This is a genomic window from Streptomyces sp. CRN 30, from assembly GCF_034105845.1.
Genome location: NZ_JAVRHI010000260.1, coordinates 12,431 through 33,190, shown reverse-complemented (window position 1 = coordinate 33,190; position 20,760 = coordinate 12,431). Strand labels below are relative to the sequence as shown.

The 20,760-nt window shown below is 71.3% G+C and carries 20 protein-coding genes; 18 read left to right on the top strand and 2 right to left on the bottom strand.

Going from position 1 to position 20,760, the window contains the following annotated elements:
* The first annotated feature begins 124 nt into the window (after positions 1-124).
* The 15 genes from pgsA to UW392_RS27350 all read left to right on the top strand — a co-directional run bounded on the left by pgsA (position 125) and on the right by UW392_RS27350 (position 15,381).
* Positions 125-820 carry a phosphatidylinositol phosphate synthase gene (pgsA, locus tag UW392_RS27420; RefSeq protein ID WP_320777803.1) on the top strand — a complete coding sequence of 232 codons (696 nt, stop codon included), beginning with the start codon at positions 125-127 and terminating at the stop codon, positions 818-820.
* A complete protein-coding gene (locus UW392_RS27415) occupies positions 817-1,752 on the top strand; it encodes a phosphatidylinositol mannoside acyltransferase (protein ID WP_320777802.1) in 936 nt (311 codons plus the stop codon). The genes pgsA and UW392_RS27415 overlap by 4 nt, the downstream gene beginning before the upstream one ends.
* Complete coding sequence (locus UW392_RS27410; protein WP_320777801.1) at positions 1,749-2,909, top strand: glycosyltransferase family 4 protein; 1,161 nt, start codon at positions 1,749-1,751, stop codon at positions 2,907-2,909. The genes UW392_RS27415 and UW392_RS27410 overlap by 4 nt, the downstream gene beginning before the upstream one ends.
* 58 nt (positions 2,910-2,967) lie before the next feature.
* A complete protein-coding gene (locus UW392_RS27405) occupies positions 2,968-3,513 on the top strand; it encodes a hypothetical protein (RefSeq protein ID WP_320777800.1) in 546 nt (181 codons plus the stop codon).
* A 151-nt stretch (positions 3,514-3,664) separates the two neighbouring features.
* On the top strand, positions 3,665-4,579 hold the full coding sequence (pdxS, locus tag UW392_RS27400; protein WP_320777799.1) for a pyridoxal 5'-phosphate synthase lyase subunit PdxS: 915 nt from the start codon (positions 3,665-3,667) through the stop codon (positions 4,577-4,579).
* Positions 4,576-5,184: a pyridoxal 5'-phosphate synthase glutaminase subunit PdxT gene (gene pdxT, locus UW392_RS27395; RefSeq protein ID WP_320777798.1), complete on the top strand. Its 609-nt coding sequence runs from the start codon at positions 4,576-4,578 to the stop codon at positions 5,182-5,184. Before pdxS ends, pdxT begins: the two co-directional genes overlap by 4 nt.
* Positions 5,185-5,232: 48 nt before the next feature.
* A complete protein-coding gene (locus tag UW392_RS27390; protein WP_320777797.1) occupies positions 5,233-5,985 on the top strand; it encodes a YebC/PmpR family DNA-binding transcriptional regulator in 753 nt (250 codons plus the stop codon).
* Positions 5,986-6,101: 116 nt separating this feature from the next.
* A complete protein-coding gene (gene ruvC, locus UW392_RS27385) occupies positions 6,102-6,665 on the top strand; it encodes a crossover junction endodeoxyribonuclease RuvC (protein ID WP_320777796.1) in 564 nt (187 codons plus the stop codon).
* A complete protein-coding gene (ruvA, locus tag UW392_RS27380; protein WP_320777795.1) occupies positions 6,662-7,267 on the top strand; it encodes a Holliday junction branch migration protein RuvA in 606 nt (201 codons plus the stop codon). The genes ruvC and ruvA overlap by 4 nt, the downstream gene beginning before the upstream one ends.
* Positions 7,268-7,339: 72 nt before the next feature.
* The gene (gene ruvB / locus UW392_RS27375) at positions 7,340-8,410 is read left to right on the top strand and encodes a Holliday junction branch migration DNA helicase RuvB (RefSeq protein WP_320777794.1); all 1,071 of its coding nucleotides are present in this window, start codon (positions 7,340-7,342) and stop codon (positions 8,408-8,410) included.
* 167 nt (positions 8,411-8,577) lie between these two features.
* The gene (gene yajC, locus UW392_RS27370; protein ID WP_320777793.1) at positions 8,578-9,081 is read left to right on the top strand and encodes a preprotein translocase subunit YajC; all 504 of its coding nucleotides are present in this window, start codon (positions 8,578-8,580) and stop codon (positions 9,079-9,081) included.
* 142 nt (positions 9,082-9,223) lie between these two features.
* Positions 9,224-11,020, top strand: a complete 1,797-nt coding sequence (secD, locus tag UW392_RS27365) for a protein translocase subunit SecD (RefSeq protein WP_320777792.1) — start codon at positions 9,224-9,226, stop codon at positions 11,018-11,020.
* A gap of 1 nt (position 11,021) precedes the next feature.
* Positions 11,022-12,134: a protein translocase subunit SecF gene (gene secF, locus UW392_RS27360; protein WP_320777791.1), complete on the top strand. Its 1,113-nt coding sequence runs from the start codon at positions 11,022-11,024 to the stop codon at positions 12,132-12,134.
* Positions 12,131-12,670: an adenine phosphoribosyltransferase gene (locus tag UW392_RS27355; protein ID WP_320777790.1), complete on the top strand. Its 540-nt coding sequence runs from the start codon at positions 12,131-12,133 to the stop codon at positions 12,668-12,670. The genes secF and UW392_RS27355 overlap by 4 nt, the downstream gene beginning before the upstream one ends.
* Before the next feature lie 185 nt (positions 12,671-12,855).
* Positions 12,856-15,381: a RelA/SpoT family protein gene (locus UW392_RS27350; protein ID WP_320777789.1), complete on the top strand. Its 2,526-nt coding sequence runs from the start codon at positions 12,856-12,858 to the stop codon at positions 15,379-15,381.
* Positions 15,382-15,463: 82 nt separating this feature from the next.
* Here UW392_RS27350 and UW392_RS27345 read toward each other — a convergent pair whose 3' ends face one another.
* Together UW392_RS27345 and UW392_RS27340 are read right to left on the bottom strand one after the other, a co-directional pair.
* A complete protein-coding gene (locus UW392_RS27345) occupies positions 15,464-16,693 on the bottom strand; it encodes a DUF349 domain-containing protein (protein WP_320777788.1) in 1,230 nt (409 codons plus the stop codon).
* Positions 16,694-16,828: 135 nt separating this feature from the next.
* Positions 16,829-17,668: a peptidylprolyl isomerase gene (locus tag UW392_RS27340; protein ID WP_320777787.1), complete on the bottom strand. Its 840-nt coding sequence runs from the start codon at positions 17,666-17,668 to the stop codon at positions 16,829-16,831.
* 192 nt (positions 17,669-17,860) lie between these two features.
* On the opposite strand from UW392_RS27340, the gene UW392_RS27335 reads away from it, so the two are divergent.
* The 3 genes from UW392_RS27335 (at position 17,861) to UW392_RS27325 (ending at position 20,683) form a co-directional block, all read left to right on the top strand.
* Positions 17,861-18,583 (top strand): MBL fold metallo-hydrolase, encoded by a 723-nt coding sequence (locus tag UW392_RS27335; RefSeq protein WP_320777786.1) that lies wholly within the window; start codon positions 17,861-17,863, stop codon positions 18,581-18,583.
* A gap of 13 nt (positions 18,584-18,596) precedes the next feature.
* Positions 18,597-19,865 (top strand): histidine--tRNA ligase, encoded by a 1,269-nt coding sequence (hisS, locus tag UW392_RS27330; RefSeq protein WP_320777785.1) that lies wholly within the window; start codon positions 18,597-18,599, stop codon positions 19,863-19,865.
* A 176-nt stretch (positions 19,866-20,041) separates the two neighbouring features.
* On the top strand, positions 20,042-20,683 hold the full coding sequence (locus UW392_RS27325; RefSeq protein ID WP_320777784.1) for a vitamin K epoxide reductase family protein: 642 nt from the start codon (positions 20,042-20,044) through the stop codon (positions 20,681-20,683).
* The last annotated feature ends 77 nt before the right edge of the window (positions 20,684-20,760 follow it).

Below are 20,760 nucleotides of genomic sequence, written 5' to 3'. Positions count from 1 at the left end.
GGGCGTGACCAGGACGTGACAGCGGGGCGCGGGTGCCAGGCCGCCGCCCCCGCGCGCGCGTGACTACGATGGGCCCGCCGGTGGCCAGCAGGGGCCGCGCGGCCCACCGACCCTCGGGAAGGCCATGCTGAACAAGTACGCGCGTGCTTTCTTCACGCGTGTTCTCACGCCGTTCGCCGCGTTTCTCATCCGTCGTGGGGTGAGTCCCGACACGGTCACCCTCCTCGGGACCGCGGGAGTGGTCGCGGGCGCGCTGGTCTTCTACCCCCGCGGTGAGTTCTTCTGGGGCACGATCGTCATCACGCTGTTCGTCTTCTCCGACCTCGTCGACGGCAACATGGCCCGCCAGCTCGGCCGCTCCAGCCGCTGGGGCGCCTTCCTGGACTCCACGCTGGACCGGGTCGCCGACGGGGCGATCTTCGGCGGGTTCGCCCTCTGGTACGCGGGACGGGGCGACGACAACGTCCTGTGCGCGGTGTCGATCTTCTGCCTGGCCAGCGGCCAGGTGGTGTCGTACACCAAGGCCCGCGGCGAGTCGATCGGGCTGCCGGTCGCGGTCAACGGACTGATCGAGCGCGCCGAGCGGCTGGTGATCTCGCTGGTCGCGGCCGGGTTCGCGGGCCTCCACACGTTCGGCGTGCCCGGCATCGACGTGCTGCTGCCGATCGCCCTGTGGATCGTCGCCGTCGGCTCCCTCGTCACCCTGGTCCAGCGGGTCGTCACCGTCCGCCGGGAGTCCGCGGAGGCCGAGGCCGCGGAGGCCGCGGCCGCCCCGGGGACGAACGGACACGCCTCCCACGGCAGCGAGGCCACCTCATGAGCGGCGTCCAGGACCGGCTCACGGACTCCCTGTACGGGCTCGGCTGGAGCACCGTCAAGAAGCTCCCCGAACCCGCCGCCGCCCGCCTCGGCCGCACCATCGCCGACACCGCCTGGAAGCGGCGCGGCAAGGGCGTGCTCCAGCTGGAGCGCAACTACGCGCGCGTGGTGCCGGACGCGTCCCCGGAGGGCCTCGCCGAACTCTCGCGCGCGGGCATGCGGTCCTACCTGCGGTACTGGATGGAGTCGTTCCGGCTGCCCGTGTGGAGCGAGGAGCGGATCAGGAACGGCGTCGAGGTGAAGGGCATGCACCACGTGACCGACGCCCTCGCCGCCGGCAAGGGCGTCGTCGCGGCCCTCCCGCACCTGGCCAACTGGGACCTCGCGGGCGCCTGGGTCGCCTCCGAACTGAAGATACCCTTCACGACCGTCGCGGAGCGCCTGAAGCCCGAGACCCTGTTCGACCGCTTCGTCGCCTACCGCGAGGGCCTGGGCATGGAGGTGCTGCCGCACACCGGCGGCACCGCGTTCGGCACCCTGGCCCGGCGGCTGCGCGACGGCGGCCTGGTCTGCCTGGTCGCCGACCGCGACCTGTCCGCGTCCGGGGTGGAGGTCGACTTCTTCGGCGAGACGGCCCGGATGCCGGGCGGACCGGCCCTGCTGGCCCAGCACACCGGCGCCGCGCTGCTGCCCGTGACGCTCCGGTACGACGACTCGCCCGTGATGCGGGGGCGCGTGCACCCGCCGATCGCGGTGCCCGAGTCAGGTGGACGCCCGGAGAAGACGTCCGTCATGACACAGGCGCTGGCCGACGCCTTCGCCACGGGGATCGCCGACCACCCGGAGGACTGGCACATGCTGCAGCGCCTGTGGACCGCGGACCTGGAACCCCGCCCGGAACCGTCGTCCGAGGCGGAAGGTGGGCGTCCGTGAGGATCGGCATCGTCTGCCCGTACTCCTGGGACGTCCCCGGCGGTGTCCAGTTCCACATCCGTGACCTGGCCGAGCACCTCCTCGGCCTCGGGCACGAGGTGTCCGTCCTCGCCCCGGCGGACGACGACACCCCCCTGCCGCCGTACGTCGTCTCGGCGGGCCGCGCCGTCCCCGTCCCGTACAACGGCTCGGTGGCCCGCCTGAACTTCGGCCTCCTGTCGGCGGCGCGGGTGCGGCGCTGGCTGCACGACGGCGCCTTCGACGTGATCCACATCCACGAGCCCGCCTCCCCGTCGCTGGGCCTGCTGGCGTGCTGGGCCGCGCAGGGCCCGATCGTCGCCACCTTCCACACCTCCAACCCGCGCTCCCGGGCCATGATCGCCGCGTACCCGATCCTGCAGCCCGCCCTGGAGAAGATCAGCGCCCGCATCGCGGTGAGCGAGTACGCGCGCCGCACCCTCGTCGAGCACCTGGGCGGCGACGCCGTCGTCATCCCGAACGGCGTCGACGTCGACTTCTTCGCCGGCGCCAAGCCGAACCCCGAGTGGCAGGGGGAGACCCTCGGCTTCATCGGCCGCATCGACGAGCCCCGCAAGGGCCTGCCCGTGCTGATGCGGGCCCTGCCGGGGATCCTCGCCGGGCGGCCGCGCACCCGGCTGCTGGTCGCCGGGCGCGGCGACGAGGAGGAGGCCGTGGCGAGCCTGCCGGAGGAGATGCGGTCGCGCGTCGAGTTCCTCGGCATGGTCAGCGACGAGGACAAGGCGCGCCTCCTGCGCAGCGTCGACGTGTACGTCGCCCCCAACACCGGCGGCGAGAGCTTCGGCATCATCCTGGTCGAGGCGATGTCGGCGGGCGCGCCGGTCCTCGCCTCCGACCTGGACGCCTTCGCGCAGGTGCTGGACCAGGGCGAGGCGGGGGAGCTGTTCGCGAACGAGGACGCGGACGCGCTGGCCGCCGCGGCCGTACGGCTGCTCGGCGACCCGGAGCGGCGCCAGGAGCTGCGGGAGCGGGGCAGCGCCCACGTCCGGCGCTTCGACTGGTCCACGGTGGGGGCGGACATCCTGTCCGTGTACGAGACGGTCACCGACGGAGCGGCCGCCGTCGCCGCCGACGAACGCACCGGGCTGCGCGCACGGTTCGGGCTGGCCCGGGACTGACCGGCGCCCTCCCGAGCCGTACGAGCCGTCCCGACCCGTACGGGTAGCCTTGCCGCCCGTGAGCGCAACCCTCATCTGGATCCTCGTCGCCCTGGTCGCCACCGGCCTCTACCTGAGCTGGACCGCGGGCCGCCTCGACCGGCTGCACGCCCGGATCGACGCCGCCCGCGCCGCCCTGGACGCGCAGCTGCTGCGCCGCGCCTCGGTGGCCCAGGAACTGGCCACCTCCGGGGTGCTCGACCCGGCCGCCTCGATCGTGCTGTACGAGGCGGCCCACGCGGCCCGGCAGGCCGAGGAGGAGCAGCGGGAGGTCGCCGAGAGCGAACTGAGCCAGGCGCTGCGGGCCGTCCTCGCGGAGCTGGCACAGGTCGAGGCGGTACGGGAGGCGCCGGGCGGCGAGGAGGCCGCCCGCGAACTGGCCCAGGCGGTGCGCCGGGTGCCCATGGCGCGCCGCTTCCACAACGACGCGGTACGGGCCGCCCGCGCGCTGCGCCGCCACCGCAAGGTCCGCTGGTTCCGGCTCGCGGGTCACGCCCCCTTCCCGATGGCCTTCGAGATGGACGACGAGCCGCCGACGGCGCTGGTGGACCGCGCCGGGGTGTGATCCGCGCCGTACGGGCCCGCCCACCGGCGCCCCAGAACGAGCCACCGCCTCGGCATTGGCCCTTGCCGTGGCCTGCACGCCTCACGTTTCCTCGGTGATGGCATCAACCCGTGATGGCAGCAGCCCTCTTCACCGAGTGAGGTCCCCACCCGTGTCCACCACGCTTCCCACCCCCGCCCCCACCTCCGAGACCGGCACCGCGCGCGTGAAGCGCGGCATGGCCGAGCAGCTCAAGGGCGGCGTGATCATGGACGTCGTCACTCCGGAGCAGGCGAAGATCGCCGAGGACGCGGGCGCCGTCGCCGTCATGGCCCTGGAACGGGTCCCCGCGGACATCCGCAAGGACGGCGGCGTGGCCCGCATGTCGGACCCCGACATGATCGAGGGCATCATCGGGGCGGTCTCGATCCCCGTGATGGCCAAGTCCCGCATCGGCCACTTCGTCGAGGCCCAGGTCCTGCAGTCCCTCGGCGTCGACTACATCGACGAGTCCGAGGTCCTCACCCCGGCCGACGAGGTCAACCACTCCGACAAGTGGGCGTTCACCACGCCCTTCGTCTGCGGCGCGACCGGCCTGGGCGAGGCGCTGCGCCGCATCGCCGAGGGCGCCGCGCTGATCCGCTCCAAGGGCGAGGCCGGCACCGGCAACATCGTCGAGGCGGTCCGCCACCTGCGGCAGATCAAGAACGAGATCGCCAGGCTCCGTGGCTGCGACAACCATGAGCTGTACGCCGCCGCCAAGGAGCTGCGCGCCCCGTACGAGCTGGTCAAGGAGGTCGCGGAGCTCGGGAAGCTGCCGGTCGTGCTGTTCTCCGCCGGTGGTGTGGCCACTCCGGCCGACGCCGCTCTCATGCGCCAGCTCGGTGCCGAGGGCGTCTTCGTCGGCTCCGGCATCTTCAAGTCGGGCGACCCGGCCAGGCGCGCCGCCGCCATCGTCAAGGCCACCACCTTCTTCGACGACCCGAAGACCGTCGCGGACGCCTCCCGCAACCTCGGCGAGGCCATGGTCGGGATCGACTGCGACACCCTGCCCGAGGGTGAGCGCTACGCGAACCGGGGCTGGTGATGTCCGCGCCCGTGATCGGGGTGCTCGCCCTCCAGGGCGACGTCCGTGAGCACCTCATCGCCCTGACCGCGGCCGGCGCCGCGGCCCGGGCGGTGCGGCGCCCCGAGGAACTCGCCGTGGTCGACGGCCTGGTCGTCCCCGGCGGCGAGTCCACCACCATCTCCAAGCTGGCCGTCCTCTTCGGCCTCATGGAGCCGCTCCGCGCGCGCGTGCGGGACGGCATGCCGGTCTACGGCACCTGCGCGGGCATGATCATGCTGGCCGAGAAGATCCTCGACCCGCGCTCGGGCCAGGAGACCTTCGGCGGCATCGACATGATCGTGCGCCGCAACGCCTTCGGCCGGCAGAACGAGTCCTTCGAGGCTGCGGTCGACGTCCGCGGCGTCGAGGGCGACCCCGTGGAGGGCGTCTTCATCCGCGCCCCCTGGGTGGAGTCCGTCGGCGCGGCGGTCGAGGTGCTCGCCGAGCACGAGGGCCACGTCGTCGCCGTCCGCCAGGGCAACGCGCTCGCCACGTCGTTCCACCCGGAGCTGACCGGTGACCACCGGGTGCACGCGCTGTTCGTCTCGATGGTGCGCGCGAACCGGGCACCGGAGTCCTTGTAGGATCTCTGAGGTCGTTGCAGAGATGGGTTACGCGAAGGAGACAGGCAGATGTCCGGCCACTCTAAATGGGCCACGACGAAGCACAAGAAGGCCGTCATCGATGCCAAGCGCGGCAAGCTCTTCGCGAAGCTGATCAAGAACATCGAGGTCGCGGCGCGGATGGGCGGCGTCGACCTGGAGGGCAACCCGACGCTCTACGACGCCGTCCAGAAGGCGAAGAAGCAGTCGGTCCCGAACAAGAACATCGACTCGGCCATCAAGCGTGGCGGCGGCCTGGAGGCCGGCGGCGCCGACTACGAGACGATCATGTACGAGGGCTACGGACCGAACGGCGTCGCGGTGCTCATCGAGTGCCTCACCGACAACCGCAACCGCGCCGCCTCCGACGTCCGCGTCGCCATGACCCGCAACGGCGGCTCGATGGCCGACCCGGGCTCGGTGTCGTACCTCTTCAACCGCAAGGGCGTCGTGATCGTCCCCAAGGGCGAGCTGTCCGAGGACGACGTTCTCGGTGCCGTGCTCGACGCGGGCGCCGAGGAGGTCAACGACCTGGGCGAGTCCTTCGAGGTGCTCAGCGAGGCCACCGACCTGGTCGCGGTCCGCACCGCCCTCCAGGAGGCCGGCATCGACTACGACTCCGCCGAGGCCAACTTCGTCCCGACCATGCAGGTCGAGCTGGAGGAGGAGGGCGCCAGGAAGATCTTCAAGCTGATCGACGCCCTCGAGGACAGCGACGACGTGCAGAACGTCTTCGCCAACTTCGACGTGAGCGACGAGGTCATGGCGAAGGTCGACGCGTAACCGCGAGCCGCGAGCTGAACGGGCCGACGGGACATCCCGTCGGCCCGTCGCGTTGGGTCCGCTGTCGGTGGCACCCGATAGCCTGCGGAAACAGGAGTGCGGAGGGAGGGGCGCGCGTGCGCGTACTGGGGGTGGACCCGGGGCTGACCCGGTGCGGTGTCGGCGTCGTCGAGGGCGTGGCCGGACGGCCGCTCACCATGATCGGCGTCGGTGTCGTCCGGACGCCCGCGGACGCCGCGCTCGGGGACCGCCTCGTCGCCATCGAGCAGGGCATCGAGCAGTGGCTGGACGAGCACCGGCCCGAGTGCGTCGCCGTGGAGCGCGTCTTCAGCCAGCACAACGTGCGTACGGTGATGGGCACCGCCCAGGCCAGCGCCGTCGCCATGCTCTGCGCGGCCCGCCGCGGACTCCCCGTCGCCCTGCACACCCCGAGCGAGGTCAAGGCCGCCGTCACCGGCAGCGGCCGCGCGGACAAGGCCCAGGTGGGCGCCATGGTCACCCGTCTGCTGCGGCTGGCGGCGCCCCCGAAGCCGGCCGACGCCGCCGACGCGCTCGCCCTGGCCATCTGCCACATCTGGCGCGCCCCCGCGCAGAACCGGCTCCAGCAGGCCGTCGCCCTGCACACCCCGAGAGCCCCGCACGCAACGAACCCGCACGCAACGAAAGGCCGTACGGCATGATCGCCTCCGTCAGCGGCACGGTCGCCACCCTCGCCCCCGGCACCGCGGTGGTCGAGGTCGGCGGCGTCGGCATGGCCGTCCAGTGCACTCCGGACACGCTGTCCACGCTCCGCGTCGGACAGCCCGCCCGGCTCGCCACCTCCCTCGTGGTACGGGAGGACTCGCTCACCCTGTACGGCTTCGCGGACGACGACGAGCGGCAGGTCTTCGAGCTCCTCCAGACCGCGAGCGGGGTCGGCCCGCGCCTCGCCCAGGCCATGCTCGCCGTACACCGCCCCGACGCCCTGCGCCGCGCGGTCGCCACCGGCGACGAGAAGGCGCTCACCGCCGTCCCCGGCATCGGCAAGAAGGGCGCCCAGAAGCTCCTCCTGGAACTGAAGGACCGCCTCGGGGAGCCGGTCGGCGCCCCCGCGGTCGGCGCCCCGGTCACCGCCGGCTGGCGCGACCAGTTGCACGCCGCCCTCATCGGCCTGGGGTACGCCACCCGGGAGGCCGACGAGGCGGTGACCGCGGTGACCCCGCAGGCGGAGGCCGCCCAGGGCACGCCGCAGATCGGCTCGCTGCTGAAGGCCGCGCTGCAGACCCTCAACCGGGCGCGCTGACCGTACGGCGCCGCGCCCCTCTCCCCGTAGCTTCCCGCCCACCCGACCGCGACCACCCGCGAGGCACACGCAATGAACTGGGACGACACGACCGACCCGACCGCCGGCGAGCGGCTGGTGGGCTCGGTCGCCGACCGCGAGGACCAGGCCGTCGAGGCCGCCCTGCGCCCCAAGGACCTGCACGAGTTCATCGGCCAGGAGAAGGTGCGCGAGCAGCTCGACCTCGTGCTGCGGGCGGCACGCGCGCGCGGGGCGACCGCCGACCACGTCCTGCTCTCCGGCGCGCCCGGCCTCGGCAAGACCACCCTCTCCATGATCATCGCGGCCGAGATGGAAGCACCGATCCGCATCACCAGCGGCCCCGCCATCCAGCACGCCGGCGACCTCGCCGCGATCCTGTCCTCCCTGCAGGAGGGCGAGGTCCTCTTCCTCGACGAGATCCACCGCATGTCCCGGCCCGCCGAGGAGATGCTCTACATGGCCATGGAGGACTTCCGCGTCGACGTCATCGTCGGCAAGGGCCCCGGAGCCACCGCCATCCCGCTCGAACTGCCGCCGTTCACGCTGGTCGGCGCCACCACCCGCGCGGGCCTGCTGCCGCCCCCGCTGCGCGACCGCTTCGGCTTCACCGCGCACATGGAGTTCTACGAGCCCGCCGAACTGGAGCGGGTCATCCACCGCTCGGCGAACCTGCTGGAGGTGGAGATCGACCCCGCGGGCGCCGCCGAGATCGCCGGCCGCTCCCGCGGCACCCCCCGCATCGCCAACCGGCTGCTGCGCCGCGTACGGGACTACGCGCAGGTCAAGGCCGACGGAGTGATCACCGAGGAGATCGCCGCGGCCGCCCTCGCCGTCTACGAGGTCGACTCCCGGGGCCTCGACCGCCTCGACCGCGCGGTCCTGACCGCCCTGCTGAAGCTGTTCGGCGGCGGACCCGTCGGCCTCTCCACCCTCGCCGTCGCGGTGGGGGAGGAGCGGGAGACCGTCGAGGAGGTCGCCGAGCCCTTCCTCGTCCGGGAGGGACTCCTCGCCCGCACCCCCCGCGGCCGCGTCGCGACGCCCGCCGCATGGGCGCACCTCGACCTCACCCCGCCCCAGCAGGCCCTCGGGGGAAACGGACAACAGGACCTGTTCGGGACGTGACGGCGCGGGACTCGACCGCTTCCGGAACCCCGGTGCCATGCTGTGCGTTGTTCCCGGCGTGCGGACTCGCCTAGACTCCGCCGGTGCCGCCCTTGTCGGCAGCACCCCCACATCCCCAACCATCAGGCCGCTTCACCACCGCGGTCGTGTGAAGGAAGTTCCGACCCGTGAGTCTCATGACCCTCCTCCCGTTCGTCGTGCTCATCGGGGCCATGTTCCTGATGACCCGGTCGGCCAAGAAGAAGCAGCAGCAGGCCGTCGACATGCGGAACTCGATGCAGCCCGGTTCCGGCGTCCGCACGATCGGGGGCATGTACGCCACGGTCAAGGAGGTCAACGAGGACACGGTCCTCCTCGACGCCGGCCCCGGCGTCGAGCTGATCTTCGCGAAGAACGCCATCGGCAGCGTCCTCGACGACGACGAGTACAACCGCATCGTGCACGGCATCGAGCACGACCTGCAGTCCGACGGCACCCTGGTCCCGGACGACGCCTCCTCCCTCACCGGGATCGACGAGCCCGCCGCCGACGCCCCCGCCGACAAGCCCCTCGACCTCGGCAAGAAGGACACGGCCGGCGAGGAAGCCGTGACGGACGCCGTGCCGGACAGCGCGCCGAAGGCCGAGCAGGCGGAGCCGAGGAAGACCGACGGCGAGACCGACGCGAAGTAGGCACGCCCCGGGAGCGCGGCGCGACCTGTTCGCGTCCCGCTTCACCCGGGACCTGCCGTTACCGCACGGAGTCCCGACACCATGGCACGGCCGCCCGCGGGTCCTTCCGGCACCGGGCGGCCCGAGAGGGAGACACGAGAAGGTGGCAGCACCCAAGAAGGGCCGGAGCGCGAGCGCCCAGAGCAGACCAGGTCGCGTCCTGGTGCTCATGTTGATCGCCATCGTGGCGCTCACCGGGGCGATGTTCGCCTCGGGACACACCACCCCGCGTCTCGGCATCGACCTCGCCGGCGGTACGAGCATCACGCTGACGGCGGTCACCGAGCCCGGCCAGGCGAACGCGATCAACCCGACCAACATGGACACCGCGGTCGAGATCATGGAGCGCCGGGTCAACGGTCTGGGTGTCCAGGAGGCCGAGGTACAGACCCAGGGCGATCGCAACATCATCGTCAACGTTCCCAAGGGCACCGACTCCGAGCAGGCCCGGGAACAGGTCGGCACCACCGCCAAGCTCTACTTCCGCCCGGTGCTGGCCACCGAGGTCTCCGGCACCGACGCGTCGGCCGCCCCGAGCACCAGCCCCAGCGGTGACGCCTCCCCGAGCGCGTCGGCCTCCCCCGACGAGTCGGCCTCGGACGAGCAAGCGAGCTCGTCCCCCTCCGGCGACGCGACCCCGTCGGCGAGCACCACCACGCAGGGCCGTGCGGTCACCGAGGCCCTCAAGGCCGACCCCACCCCGAGCGACTCGGCCTCCGCGAGCGCCGATGCCTCCGCGAGCGCCGACGCCTCCGCCTCCGAGGGCGCCGACACCGGCTCCGACCAGGCGGCCGCGCAGCTCCAGGAGCAGTACCTCGCGCTCGACTGCACCGTGGCCGACCAGCGCTCCGAGGCGGGCAGCGGCGCCAAGCCCACCGACTCGACCCTCGCCTGCGGCCAGAACGCGCAGGGCCAGTGGCAGAAGTACATCCTCGGCCCGGCCGAGGTCGACGGCACGGACGTCGACGACGCCGAGGCCCTGTTCGACACGCAGGGCGCCGCGGGCTGGAAGGTCACCATGGACTTCACGTCCAAGGGTGCCGACAAGTTCGCCGCCACCACCGGCAAGCTCGCCCAGAACCAGTCCCCGCAGAACCAGTTCGCGATCGTCCTCGACAACGAGGTCGTCTCCGACCCGTACGTCAACCAGTCGATCACCGGCGGCAACGCGGAGATCTCCGGCAGCTTCACCCAGGAAGAGGCCCAGGGCCTCGCCAACATGCTGTCGTACGGCGCGCTCCCGCTCTCCTTCAAGGAGTCGAGCGTCACCACGGTGACCGCCGCGCTCGGCGGCGAGCAGCTGGAGGCCGGTCTGATCGCCGGCGCCATCGGTGTCGCCCTGGTCGTGCTCTACCTGCTGATCTACTACCGCGGCCTGTCGTTCATCGCCATCGCCTCACTGCTGATCTCCGCGGCCCTGACCTACGTGATCATGTCGCTGCTCGGCCCGGCGATCGGCTTCGCGCTGAACCTGCCGGCCGTCTGCGGTGCCATCGTCGCCATCGGCATCACCGCGGACTCGTTCATCGTGTACTTCGAACGGGTCCGGGACGAGGTCCGCGAGGGCCGCTCGCTGCGTCCCGCCGTCGAGCGGGGCTGGCCGCGCGCCCGGCGCACCATCCTGGTCTCCGACTTCGTGTCGTTCCTCGCCGCCGCGGTGCTCTTCGTGGTCAGCGTCGGCAAGGTGCAGGGCTTCGCGTTCACGCTGGGCCTGACCACCCTGCTCGACGTGGTGGTCGTCTTCTTCTTCACCAAGCCGCTGCTGACGCTCATGGCGCGCACCAAGTTCTTCGGAGGCGGCCACAAGTGGTCCGGCCTGGACCCGAAGCGGCTCGGTGCCCGGCCGCCGCTGCGCCGCACCCGCCGTCCCGCCGTCACCGTCGACCCCAAGGAGGCGTGAGATGTCGAAGCTCGGCAACCTCGGCGCCCGGCTCCACCGCGGCGAGGTCGGTTACGACTTCGTCGCCCACCGCTTCATCTGGTACGGCGTCTCCATACTGATCACCATCCTGGCCATCGTGGGCCTGGGCGTCCGCGGCCTGAACATGGGCATCGAGTTCCAGGGCGGCGCGGTCTTCACCACCCCGGAGACCAGCGTCTCGGCCTCCCAGGCGGAGACGTACGCGGAGGACGCCGCAGGCCACGACGCCATCGTGCAGGAGCTCGGCTCCGGCGGGATGCGCATCCAGGTCTCCGGCGTGGACACCGCCAAGTCCGACGAGATCAAGCAGCAGCTCGCGCAGGACCTGAAGGTCGACGCGGACGAGATCAACGCCGACCTCGTCGGACCCAGCTGGGGCGAACAGATCGCCAACAAGGCCTGGCAGGGCCTTGCGATCTTCCTGGTCCTCGTGGTGATCTACCTGGCGATCGCCTTCGAGTGGCGGATGGCGCTCGCCGCGTTCATCGCCCTCATCCACGACATCACCATCACGGTCGGCATCTACGCCCTCGTCGGCTTCGAGGTGACACCGGGCACGGTGATCGGTCTGCTGACCATCCTCGGTTACTCGCTCTACGACACGGTCGTCGTCTTCGACAGCCTCAAGGAGCAGACGAAGGACATCACCAAGCAGACCCGCTGGACGTACAGCGAGATCGCCAACCGCTCGATCAACGGCACCCTGGTCCGCTCCATCAACACCACGGTGGTGGCGCTGCTGCCGGTCGCCGGCCTGCTCTTCATCGGCGGCGGTGTCCTGGGCGCCGGCATGCTGAACGACATCTCGCTGTCGCTGTTCGTGGGTCTCGCCGCCGGCGCGTACTCCTCGATCTTCATCGCCACGCCGCTCGTCGCCGACCTCAAGGAGCGCGAGCCGCAGATGAAGGCCCTCAAGAAGCGCGTGCTCGCCAAGCGGGCGCAGGGCCCCGACCGGGACGCGACGGACGGCGACGGGACCGCCGACGAGCCGTACGGTGACGAGCCCGAGGAAGCCGCCGCCGTCGTCGGCCCGCGCCACCAGCCCGCGCCCCGCAACCGGGGCCGCGGCCGACCCTCCGGAAAGCGTCGATGACCGACATCCAAGAACTCCTGCTCAGCCGCATCCGCGATGTCGCGGACTACCCGGAGCCGGGGGTGATGTTCAAGGACATCACGCCGCTGCTGGCCGATCCGGAAGCGTTCACCGCGCTCACCGGCACCCTGGCCGAGCTGGTCGTCCGCAACGGCGCCACGAAGATCGTCGGCCTGGAGGCCCGCGGCTTCATCCTCGGCGCACCGGCCGCCGTCCGGGCCGGCGTCGGCTTCATCCCCGTACGCAAGGCGGGCAAGCTCCCCGGAGCGACCCTCAGCCAGCGGTACGACCTGGAGTACGGCTCCGCGGAGATCGAGGTGCACGCCGAGGACCTGGCCACGGGCGACCGGGTCATGGTCATCGACGACGTCCTCGCCACGGGCGGCACCGCGGAGGCCTCCCTCCAGCTCATCCGCCGGGCGGGTGCCCGGGTCGCGGGTGTCGCCGTCCTCATGGAGCTGGGCTTCCTGGGGGGCCGGGCCCGTCTGGAACCGGCCCTCGAGGGCGCTCCGCTGGACGCGCTGCTGCAGGTCTGAGCGTCCCGCGTCACGTACGCGCGGCACCACGGAGGCGGGCCCCGGAGGAATCCGGGGCCCGCCTCAGGTGTTCCTCCAGTACAAGGCCGTCCCACCGGTCCGAGGAGAGGCCAGAGGCCCGGGATCGCTACCATGGGGTCTCCGGAGCCTGACCGGGGGACCCGGATCGCGCACGAGGAGCTCTCTTGGCAGACGAGGCCCAGCCACTGACCGCCGCCAAGCCGGAGCAGACGCCGGCATCCGCGGCCCCGCCCGCGCCGGGTACGGGAAACGCCGCGCAGGGTCCGGGCGAGCGTGCCCGTTCCACCCCCGGCAAGGCCGCCGAGCAGCCGCGGCCCAAGCCCTCCTCGCCCGAGCGCGTGACGGCCGCACCCGCGCGCCCGACCCAGGGGCGGCCGGAACGCTCGGGCGGCTCCTCCAGCCGCGTCCGCGCCCGCCTGGCCCGCCTCGGCGTCCAGCGCTCCAACCCGTACAACCCGGTCCTGGAGCCGCTGCTGCGGATCGTGCGCAGCAACGACCCGAAGATCGAGACGGCCACGCTCCGCCAGATCGAGAAGGCCTACCAGGTCGCCGAGCGCTGGCACCGCGGCCAGAAGCGCAAGAGCGGCGACCCGTACATCACCCACCCGCTCGCGGTCACCACGATCCTCGCCGAGCTCGGCATGGACCCGGCGACCCTGATGGCGGGCCTGCTGCACGACACGGTCGAGGACACCGAGTACGGCCTTGAGCAGCTCCGCCGTGACTTCGGCGACGTGGTCGCGCTGCTCGTCGACGGCGTCACCAAGCTGGACAAGGTCAAGTTCGGCGAGGCCGCGCAGGCCGAGACCGTGCGCAAGATGGTCGTCGCCATGGCCAAGGACCCGCGCGTCCTGGTCATCAAGCTCGCCGACCGCCTGCACAACATGCGCACCATGCGCTACCTCAAGCGCGAGAAGCAGGAGAAGAAGGCGCGCGAGACCCTGGAGATCTACGCGCCGCTCGCCCACCGGCTGGGCATGAACACCATCAAGTGGGAGCTGGAGGACCTTGCCTTCGCGATCCTCTACCCCAAGATGTACGACGAAATCGTCCGCCTGGTCGCCGAGCGCGCCCCCAAGCGCGACGAGTACCTGGCCGTGGTGACCGACGAGGTCCAGTCCGACCTGCGCGCGGCCCGTATCAAGGCGACCGTCACCGGCCGCCCGAAGCACTACTACAGCGTCTACCAGAAGATGATCGTCCGCGGCCGTGACTTCGCGGAGATCTACGACCTGGTGGGCATCCGCGTCCTGGTGGACACGGTCCGCGACTGCTACGCGGCGCTCGGCACGGTGCACGCGCGCTGGAACCCGGTCCCGGGCCGGTTCAAGGACTACATCGCGATGCCCAAGTTCAACATGTACCAGTCGCTGCACACGACGGTCATCGGGCCCAGCGGCAAGCCGGTCGAACTCCAGATCCGTACGTTCGACATGCACCGCCGCGCCGAGTACGGCATCGCCGCGCACTGGAAGTACAAGCAGGAGGCCGTCGCGGGCGCCTCCAAGGTCCGGACCGACGTGCCCAAGGCCGTCGGCAAGGACAAGGACGCCATCAACGACATGGCGTGGCTGCGGCAGCTGCTGGACTGGCAGAAGGAGACCGAGGACCCCAGCGAGTTCCTGGAGTCCCTGCGCTTCGACCTCTCCCGCAACGAGGTCTTCGTCTTCACGCCCAAGGGCGACGTCATAGCGCTGCCCGCGGGCGCCACCCCGGTCGACTTCGCGTACGCCGTGCACACCGAGGTCGGCCACCGCACCATAGGCGCACGTGTCAACGGCCGCCTGGTGCCGCTGGAGTCCACCCTGGACAACGGCGACCTGGTGGAGGTGTTCACCTCCAAGGCGACCGGCGCGGGCCCGTCCCGCGACTGGCTCGGCTTCGTCAAGTCACCGCGGGCCCGCAACAAGATCCGCGCCTGGTTCTCCAAGGAGCGCCGCGACGAGGCGATCGAGCAGGGCAAGGACGCCATCGTCCGCGCGATGCGCAAACAGAACCTGCCGATCCAGCGCATCCTCACCGGTGACTCGCTGGTCACCCTCGCGCACGAGATGCGCTATCCCGACATCTCCGCCCTGTACGCGGCGATCGGTGAGGGCCATGTCGCGGCCCAGGGCGTGGTGCAGAAGCTGGTGCAGGCCCTCGGCGGGGAGGAGGCGGCCAGCGAGGAGATCGACGAGGCCGTCCCGTCCACCCGCGGGCGCAGCCGCAAGCGCCGCAGCAACAACGACCCGGGTGTCGTGGTCAAGGGCGTCGAGGACGTCTGGGTCAAGCTCGCCCGCTGTTGCACCCCCGTCCCCGGCGACCCCATCATCGGCTTCGTGACCCGCGGCAGCGGTGTCTCGGTGCACCGCAACGACTGCGTCAACGTGGACTCGCTGTCCCGGGAGCCGGAGCGCATCCTCGAGGTCGAGTGGGCCCCCACCCAGTCCTCGGTCTTCCTGGTCGCCATCCAGGTCGAGGCCCTGGACCGCTCCCGCCTCCTCTCGGACGTCACCCGCGTCCTGTCCGACCAGCACGTCAACATCCTCTCGGCGGCGGTCCAGACCTCCCGCGACCGCGTCGCCACCTCCCGCTTCACCTTCGAGATGGGCGACCCGAAGCACCTCGGGCACGTCCTGAAGGCCGTACGGGGCGTGGAGGGCGTGTACGACGTGTACCGGGTGACGTCGGCGCGGCGGCAGTACTGACGGTCCGGCCCCCTCCTGCGCCAACGGCCGAGGGAGGTCCCGGGCGAGCCCGGAACCTCCCTCGTGCGTGTCGTCGGCGTCGTCAGCCGCCGAACTCCTGCAGACCCTTCAGCGCCTGGTCCAGCAGTGCCTGACGGCCGTCCAGCTCCTGCTGGAGCTTGTCGGCCCGGGCGTCGTTGCCGGCGGCACGGGCCGCGTCGATCTGGCCGCGCAGCTTGTCGACGGCCGCCTGCAGCTGGCCCGTGAGCCCCTCGGCCCGGGCGCGGGCCTCCGGGTTGGTCCGGCGCCACTCCGCTTCCTCGGAATCCTGCATGGCGCGCTCGACCGCGTGCATCCGGCCCTCCACCTTCGGGCGGGCGTCCCGCGGCACGTGGCCGATGGACTCCCAGCGCTCGTTGATGGAGCGGAACGCGGCGCGTGCCGCCTTCAGGTCCGTGATCGGCAGCAGCCGCTCCGCCTCCTCGGCCAGCTCCTCCTTGAGCTTGAGGTTCTCGGACTGCTCGGCGTCGCGCTCGGCGAACACGGCACCGCGGGCGGCGAAGAACACGTCCTGGGCGCCGCGGAAGCGGTTCCACAGCTCGTCCTCGTGCTCGCGCTGGGCGCGGCCCGCCGCCTTCCACTCGGTCATCAGCTCGCGGTAGCGGGCCGCGGTCGGCCCCCAGTCGGTCGAGCCCGACAGCGCCTCAGCCTCGGAGACCAGCCGCTCCTTGATCTTCCGGGCGTCCTCGCGCTGCGCGTCCAGCTGCGCGAAGTGCGCCTTGCGCCGCTTGGAGAACGCCGAACGGGCGTGCGAGAAGCGGTGCCACAGCTCGTCGTCCGACTTGCGGTCCAGCCGCGGCAGCCCCTTCCAGGTGTCCACCAGCGCCCGCAGCCGCTCACCGGCCGACCGCCACTGCTCGGACGCGGCCAGCTCCTCCGCCTCGGCGACCAGCGCCTCCTTGGCATGCCGCGCCTCGTCGGACTGCTTCGCCCGCTGAACCTTGCGCTCCTCGCGGCGCGTCTCGACCGTCGCGACGAGCTTGTCCAGCCGGGTGCGCAGCGCGTCCAGGTCGCCCACCGCGTGGTGCGCGTCGATCTGCTCCCGCAGATGACCGATCGCGGCCTGGGCGTCCTTGGCCGACAGGTCGGTGGTCCGCACCCGTCGTTCGAGGAGGCCGATCTCGACCACTAGGCCCTCGTACTTGCGCTCGAAGTAGGCCAGCGCCTCCTCGGGAGAGCCGGCCTGCCAGGAACCGACGACCTGCTCGCCGTCGGCCGTACGCACGTACACGGTCCCCGTCTCGTCGACGCGGCCCCACGGGTCGCTGCTCACAGCGCCTCCTCCACATGATGCCTGCGGGGGATTGCTGCATCCCCGGGCATCGTCCACAGTTTCGTCACGGCCAACATAGGCGACCGGCGGGGCGGCTGTCCGCATCCCGCGCGACCGAAATTCCGCAGTTGGCGGTCAGGATTTGGCGACCGTCGCCTTGTCGATCACGACGGTCGCGTTCGGGGCGCCGTCCCCCATGCCGGAGTTCTCGCCCGCATCGGCGATCTTCTTCAGGACCTCCATGCCCGAATCGGAAATCGTCCCGAACGGTGTGTAGTTGGCCGGGAGCTGACTGTCCTGGTAGACGAGGAAGAACTGGCTGCCGCCGGAGTCGCGGCCCTCGTCGGTCTGGGCGTTGTACTGGTTGGCCATGGCCACCGTGCCCGCCGGGTAGGTGTCGCCCTTCAGCCGCTCGTCCTTCAGGTTCTCGTCCGGGATCGTGTAACCGGGGCCACCCATGCCGGTCCCCTCCGGGTCGCCGCACTGCAGCACGTAGATGCCGGCGGTGGTGAGCCGGTGGCACTTGGTGTGGTCGAGGTAACCCTTGCCGACCAGGAAGTCGAACGAGTTCACCGTGTGCGGGGCCTTCGACGCGTCCATCGCTATGGAGATGTCACCGCAGGTCGTCTGCAGATCCATCGTGTACGTCGCGGACTTGTCGACGGTGAGCTCCGGCTCCTTGTCGTAGCTGAGCTTCTTCACCTCGCCCCCGGCGGGCTTCTCGCACGGGTCCTCCGCCGCCGCGCTGGCCGACGCGCTCGGCGTCACCTCCGAGCTCGCGTTCTCCTTGCTGTCGTCGCCCTTCAGTGCATCGGTCGTGTACAGCGCCACACTGCCGATGAGGATCACGCCGAGGACCGAGGCGATCACGGAGTTGCGGACGCGGGCCTTGCGCCGCGCCGACGTGCGCCGCTGCTGCTGCCGCAGAAACTTCTCCCGGGCGAGCTGACGCCGCCGCTGTTCCTGGCTGACCACCGGGTTCTCTCCTCATGCGTCGTGTACGTCGACCGGTACGCGGGCGTCTCCTGAGCGCCGACCGCGTGCGTGTGCCCCGTACCGTATATGGGTTCGCTGAGGAAACGGCAGCGCCGGTAGGCTTCGGCTTCGTGGCAGGCCGCTCCACGGCCTGCCACGAAGCCACCCTCGTACGACACAAGAAGGACGATCGTGCTCATTGCCGGGTTCCCCGCCGGGGCCTGGGGGACCAACTGTTACCTGGTCGCCCCCGCCGCCGGTGAGGAGTGCGTGATCATCGACCCGGGCCACCAGGCCGCGCAGGGCGTCGAGGAGGCACTGGAGAAGCATCGGCTCAAGCCCGTCGCCGTCGTCCTCACCCACGGCCACATCGACCACGTGGCCTCGGTCGTCCCGGTGTGCGGCGCGCACGACGTGCCGGCCTGGATCCACCCCGCGGACCGGTACATGATGAGCGACCCCGAGAAGGGGATCGGCCGCTCGATCGGGATGCCGCTGATGGGTGAGCTGACGGTGGGGGAGCCCGACGACGTGAAGGAGCTGACCGACGGGTCCCGGCTCTCGCTCGCGGGCCTGGACTTCTCCGTGGCGCACGCACCGGGCCATACCAAGGGGTCGGTGACCTTCCAGATGCCCGAGGCGGCGGACGTCCCCTCCGTGTTCTTCTCGGGCGATCTGCTCTTCGCCGGCTCCATCGGACGCACCGACCTGCCCGGCGGCGACATGGCCGAGATGCTCGACTCGCTGGCCCGCGTGTGCCTGCCGCTCGACGACTCGACCGTGGTGCTGTCCGGCCACGGCGCCCAGACGACCATCGGCCAGGAGCGCGCCACCAACCCGTATCTGCGGCAGGTGGCCGCCGGCCGTCAGGATCGCGGCGCGGACCCCGGGTCCGCTCCCCGACGAGGAATGTGACGAGAGACCTTTCGTGAGCACCTTCAAGGCCCCCAAGGGCACGTACGACCTGCTGCCGCCGGACAGCGCCCGGTACCTCGCCGTCCGCGAGGCGATCGCCGCTCCGCTGCGCGCCTCCGGGTACGGCTACATCGAGACGCCCGGCTTCGAGAACGTCGAGCTGTTCGCACGCGGCGTCGGTGAGTCCACCGACATCGTGACCAAGGAGATGTACGCCTTCGAGACCAAGGGCGGCGACAGGCTGGCCCTGCGCCCCGAGGGCACCGCCTCCGTACTGCGCGCCGCCCTGGAGGGCAACCTGCACAAGGCGGGCAACCTCCCGGTCAAGCTCTGGTACTCGGGCTCGTACTACCGCTACGAGCGCCCCCAGAAGGGCCGTTACCGCCACTTCTCGCAGGTCGGCGCCGAGGCGATCGGCGCCGAGGACCCGGCCCTGGACGCCGAGCTGATCATCCTGGCCGACCAGGCGTACCGCTCGCTGGGCCTCAGGAACTTCCGCGTCCTCCTGAACAGCCTCGGCGACAAGGAGTGCCGCCCGGTCTACCGCGCCGCCCTCCAGGAGTTCCTGCGCGGCCTGGACCTGGACGAGGAGACGCTGCGCCGCGCCGACATCAACCCGCTGCGCGTCCTCGACGACAAGCGCCCCGAGGTGCAGAAGCAGCTCGCGGACGCCCCGCTGCTGCGCGACCACCTGTGCGACGCCTGCAAGGCGTACCACGAGGAGGTCCGCGAGCTGATCACGGCCGCGGGCGTGGCCTTCGAGGACGACCCCAAGCTGGTCCGCGGTCTCGACTACTACACCCGTACGACCTTCGAGTTCGTCCACGACGGCCTCGGCTCCCAGTCCGCGGTGGGCGGCGGCGGCCGTTACGACGGCCTCTCGGAGATGATCGGCGGCCCCGCGCTGCCGTCCGTGGGCTGGGCCCTCGGCGTGGACCGCACGGTCCTCGCCCTGGAGGCGGAGGGCGTCGAGCTCGCCCTGCCCGCGACCACCAGCGTCTTCGCGGTGCCGCTCGGCGAGGAGGCCCGTCGGGTGCTGTTCGCCAAGGTCACCGAGTTGCGCAAGGTGGGCGTCGCGACGGACTTCGCGTACGGCGGCAAGGGCCTCAAGGGCGCCATGAAGAACGCCAACCGCAGCGGTGCGCGCTTCACGATCGTCGCGGGTGAGCGCGACCTCGCCGAGGGCGTCGTCCAGCTCAAGGACATGGAGTCCGGCGAGCAGCGGGCGATCGGCGTGAACGAGATCGTGGCGGAGCTGGAGTCGCTGCTCGGCCGTCCGTGACCGGCCGCACGACCGGCCCGGGGCCCCGGACCGCCGCGAGGCGGCCCGGGGCCCCTTGGTCCCTCCGGCGCCCGCCGAACGTCCTTCCTTACGTCCAACCGACGGTGGACGGACGACTGTGTACGGCAGAATGACCGTGTTGGACGGTTTCCTCGACGACGCTACGGACACGACTGATGACCAAGACGACAGTGAGAGACGTTCCCGTCGAACGGGAGCGGGGATCCGCGGACACCCCGCGTGCGGTGGGCACGGGGCGCGCTTTCGCGATCATGCTGCTGATCACCGGCGCGGCCGGGCTGCTGGCCTCCTGGATCATCACGATCGACAAGTTCAAACTGCTCGAGGACCCGAGCTTCCAGCCCGCGTGCAGCCTCAACCCGGTCGTCTCCTGCGGCAACATCATGAAGAGCGACCAGGCCTCGGTCTTCGGCTTCCCGAACCCGATGCTCGGTCTCGTCGCGTACGCCATCGTCATCGGCGTCGGCATGAGCCTGCTCGCCCGCGGCTCCTTCCCGCGCTGGTACTGGCTCACCTTCAACGCCGGCACGCTCTTCGGTGTCGGCTTCGTCACCTGGCTGCAGTTCCAGTCCCTGTACCGGATCAACTCGCTGTGCCTGTGGTGCTGCCTGGCCTGGGTCGCCACCATCGTCATGTTCTGGTACGTGACGTCGCTCAACGTCCGCAAGGGCTTCCTGCCCGCCCCCAGCTGGCTGCGGGGCTTCTTCGGCGAGTTCACCTGGGTCCTGCCGGTGGTGCACATCGGCGTCATCGGCATGCTGATCCTGACCCGCTGGTGGGACTTCTGGACCAGCTGACGGACGGGTCGACGGACCAGCTGACGGACGGACCGACGGCGCCCGCCGCGCTGTCGGTGCGGTGATTTAGGGTTTCA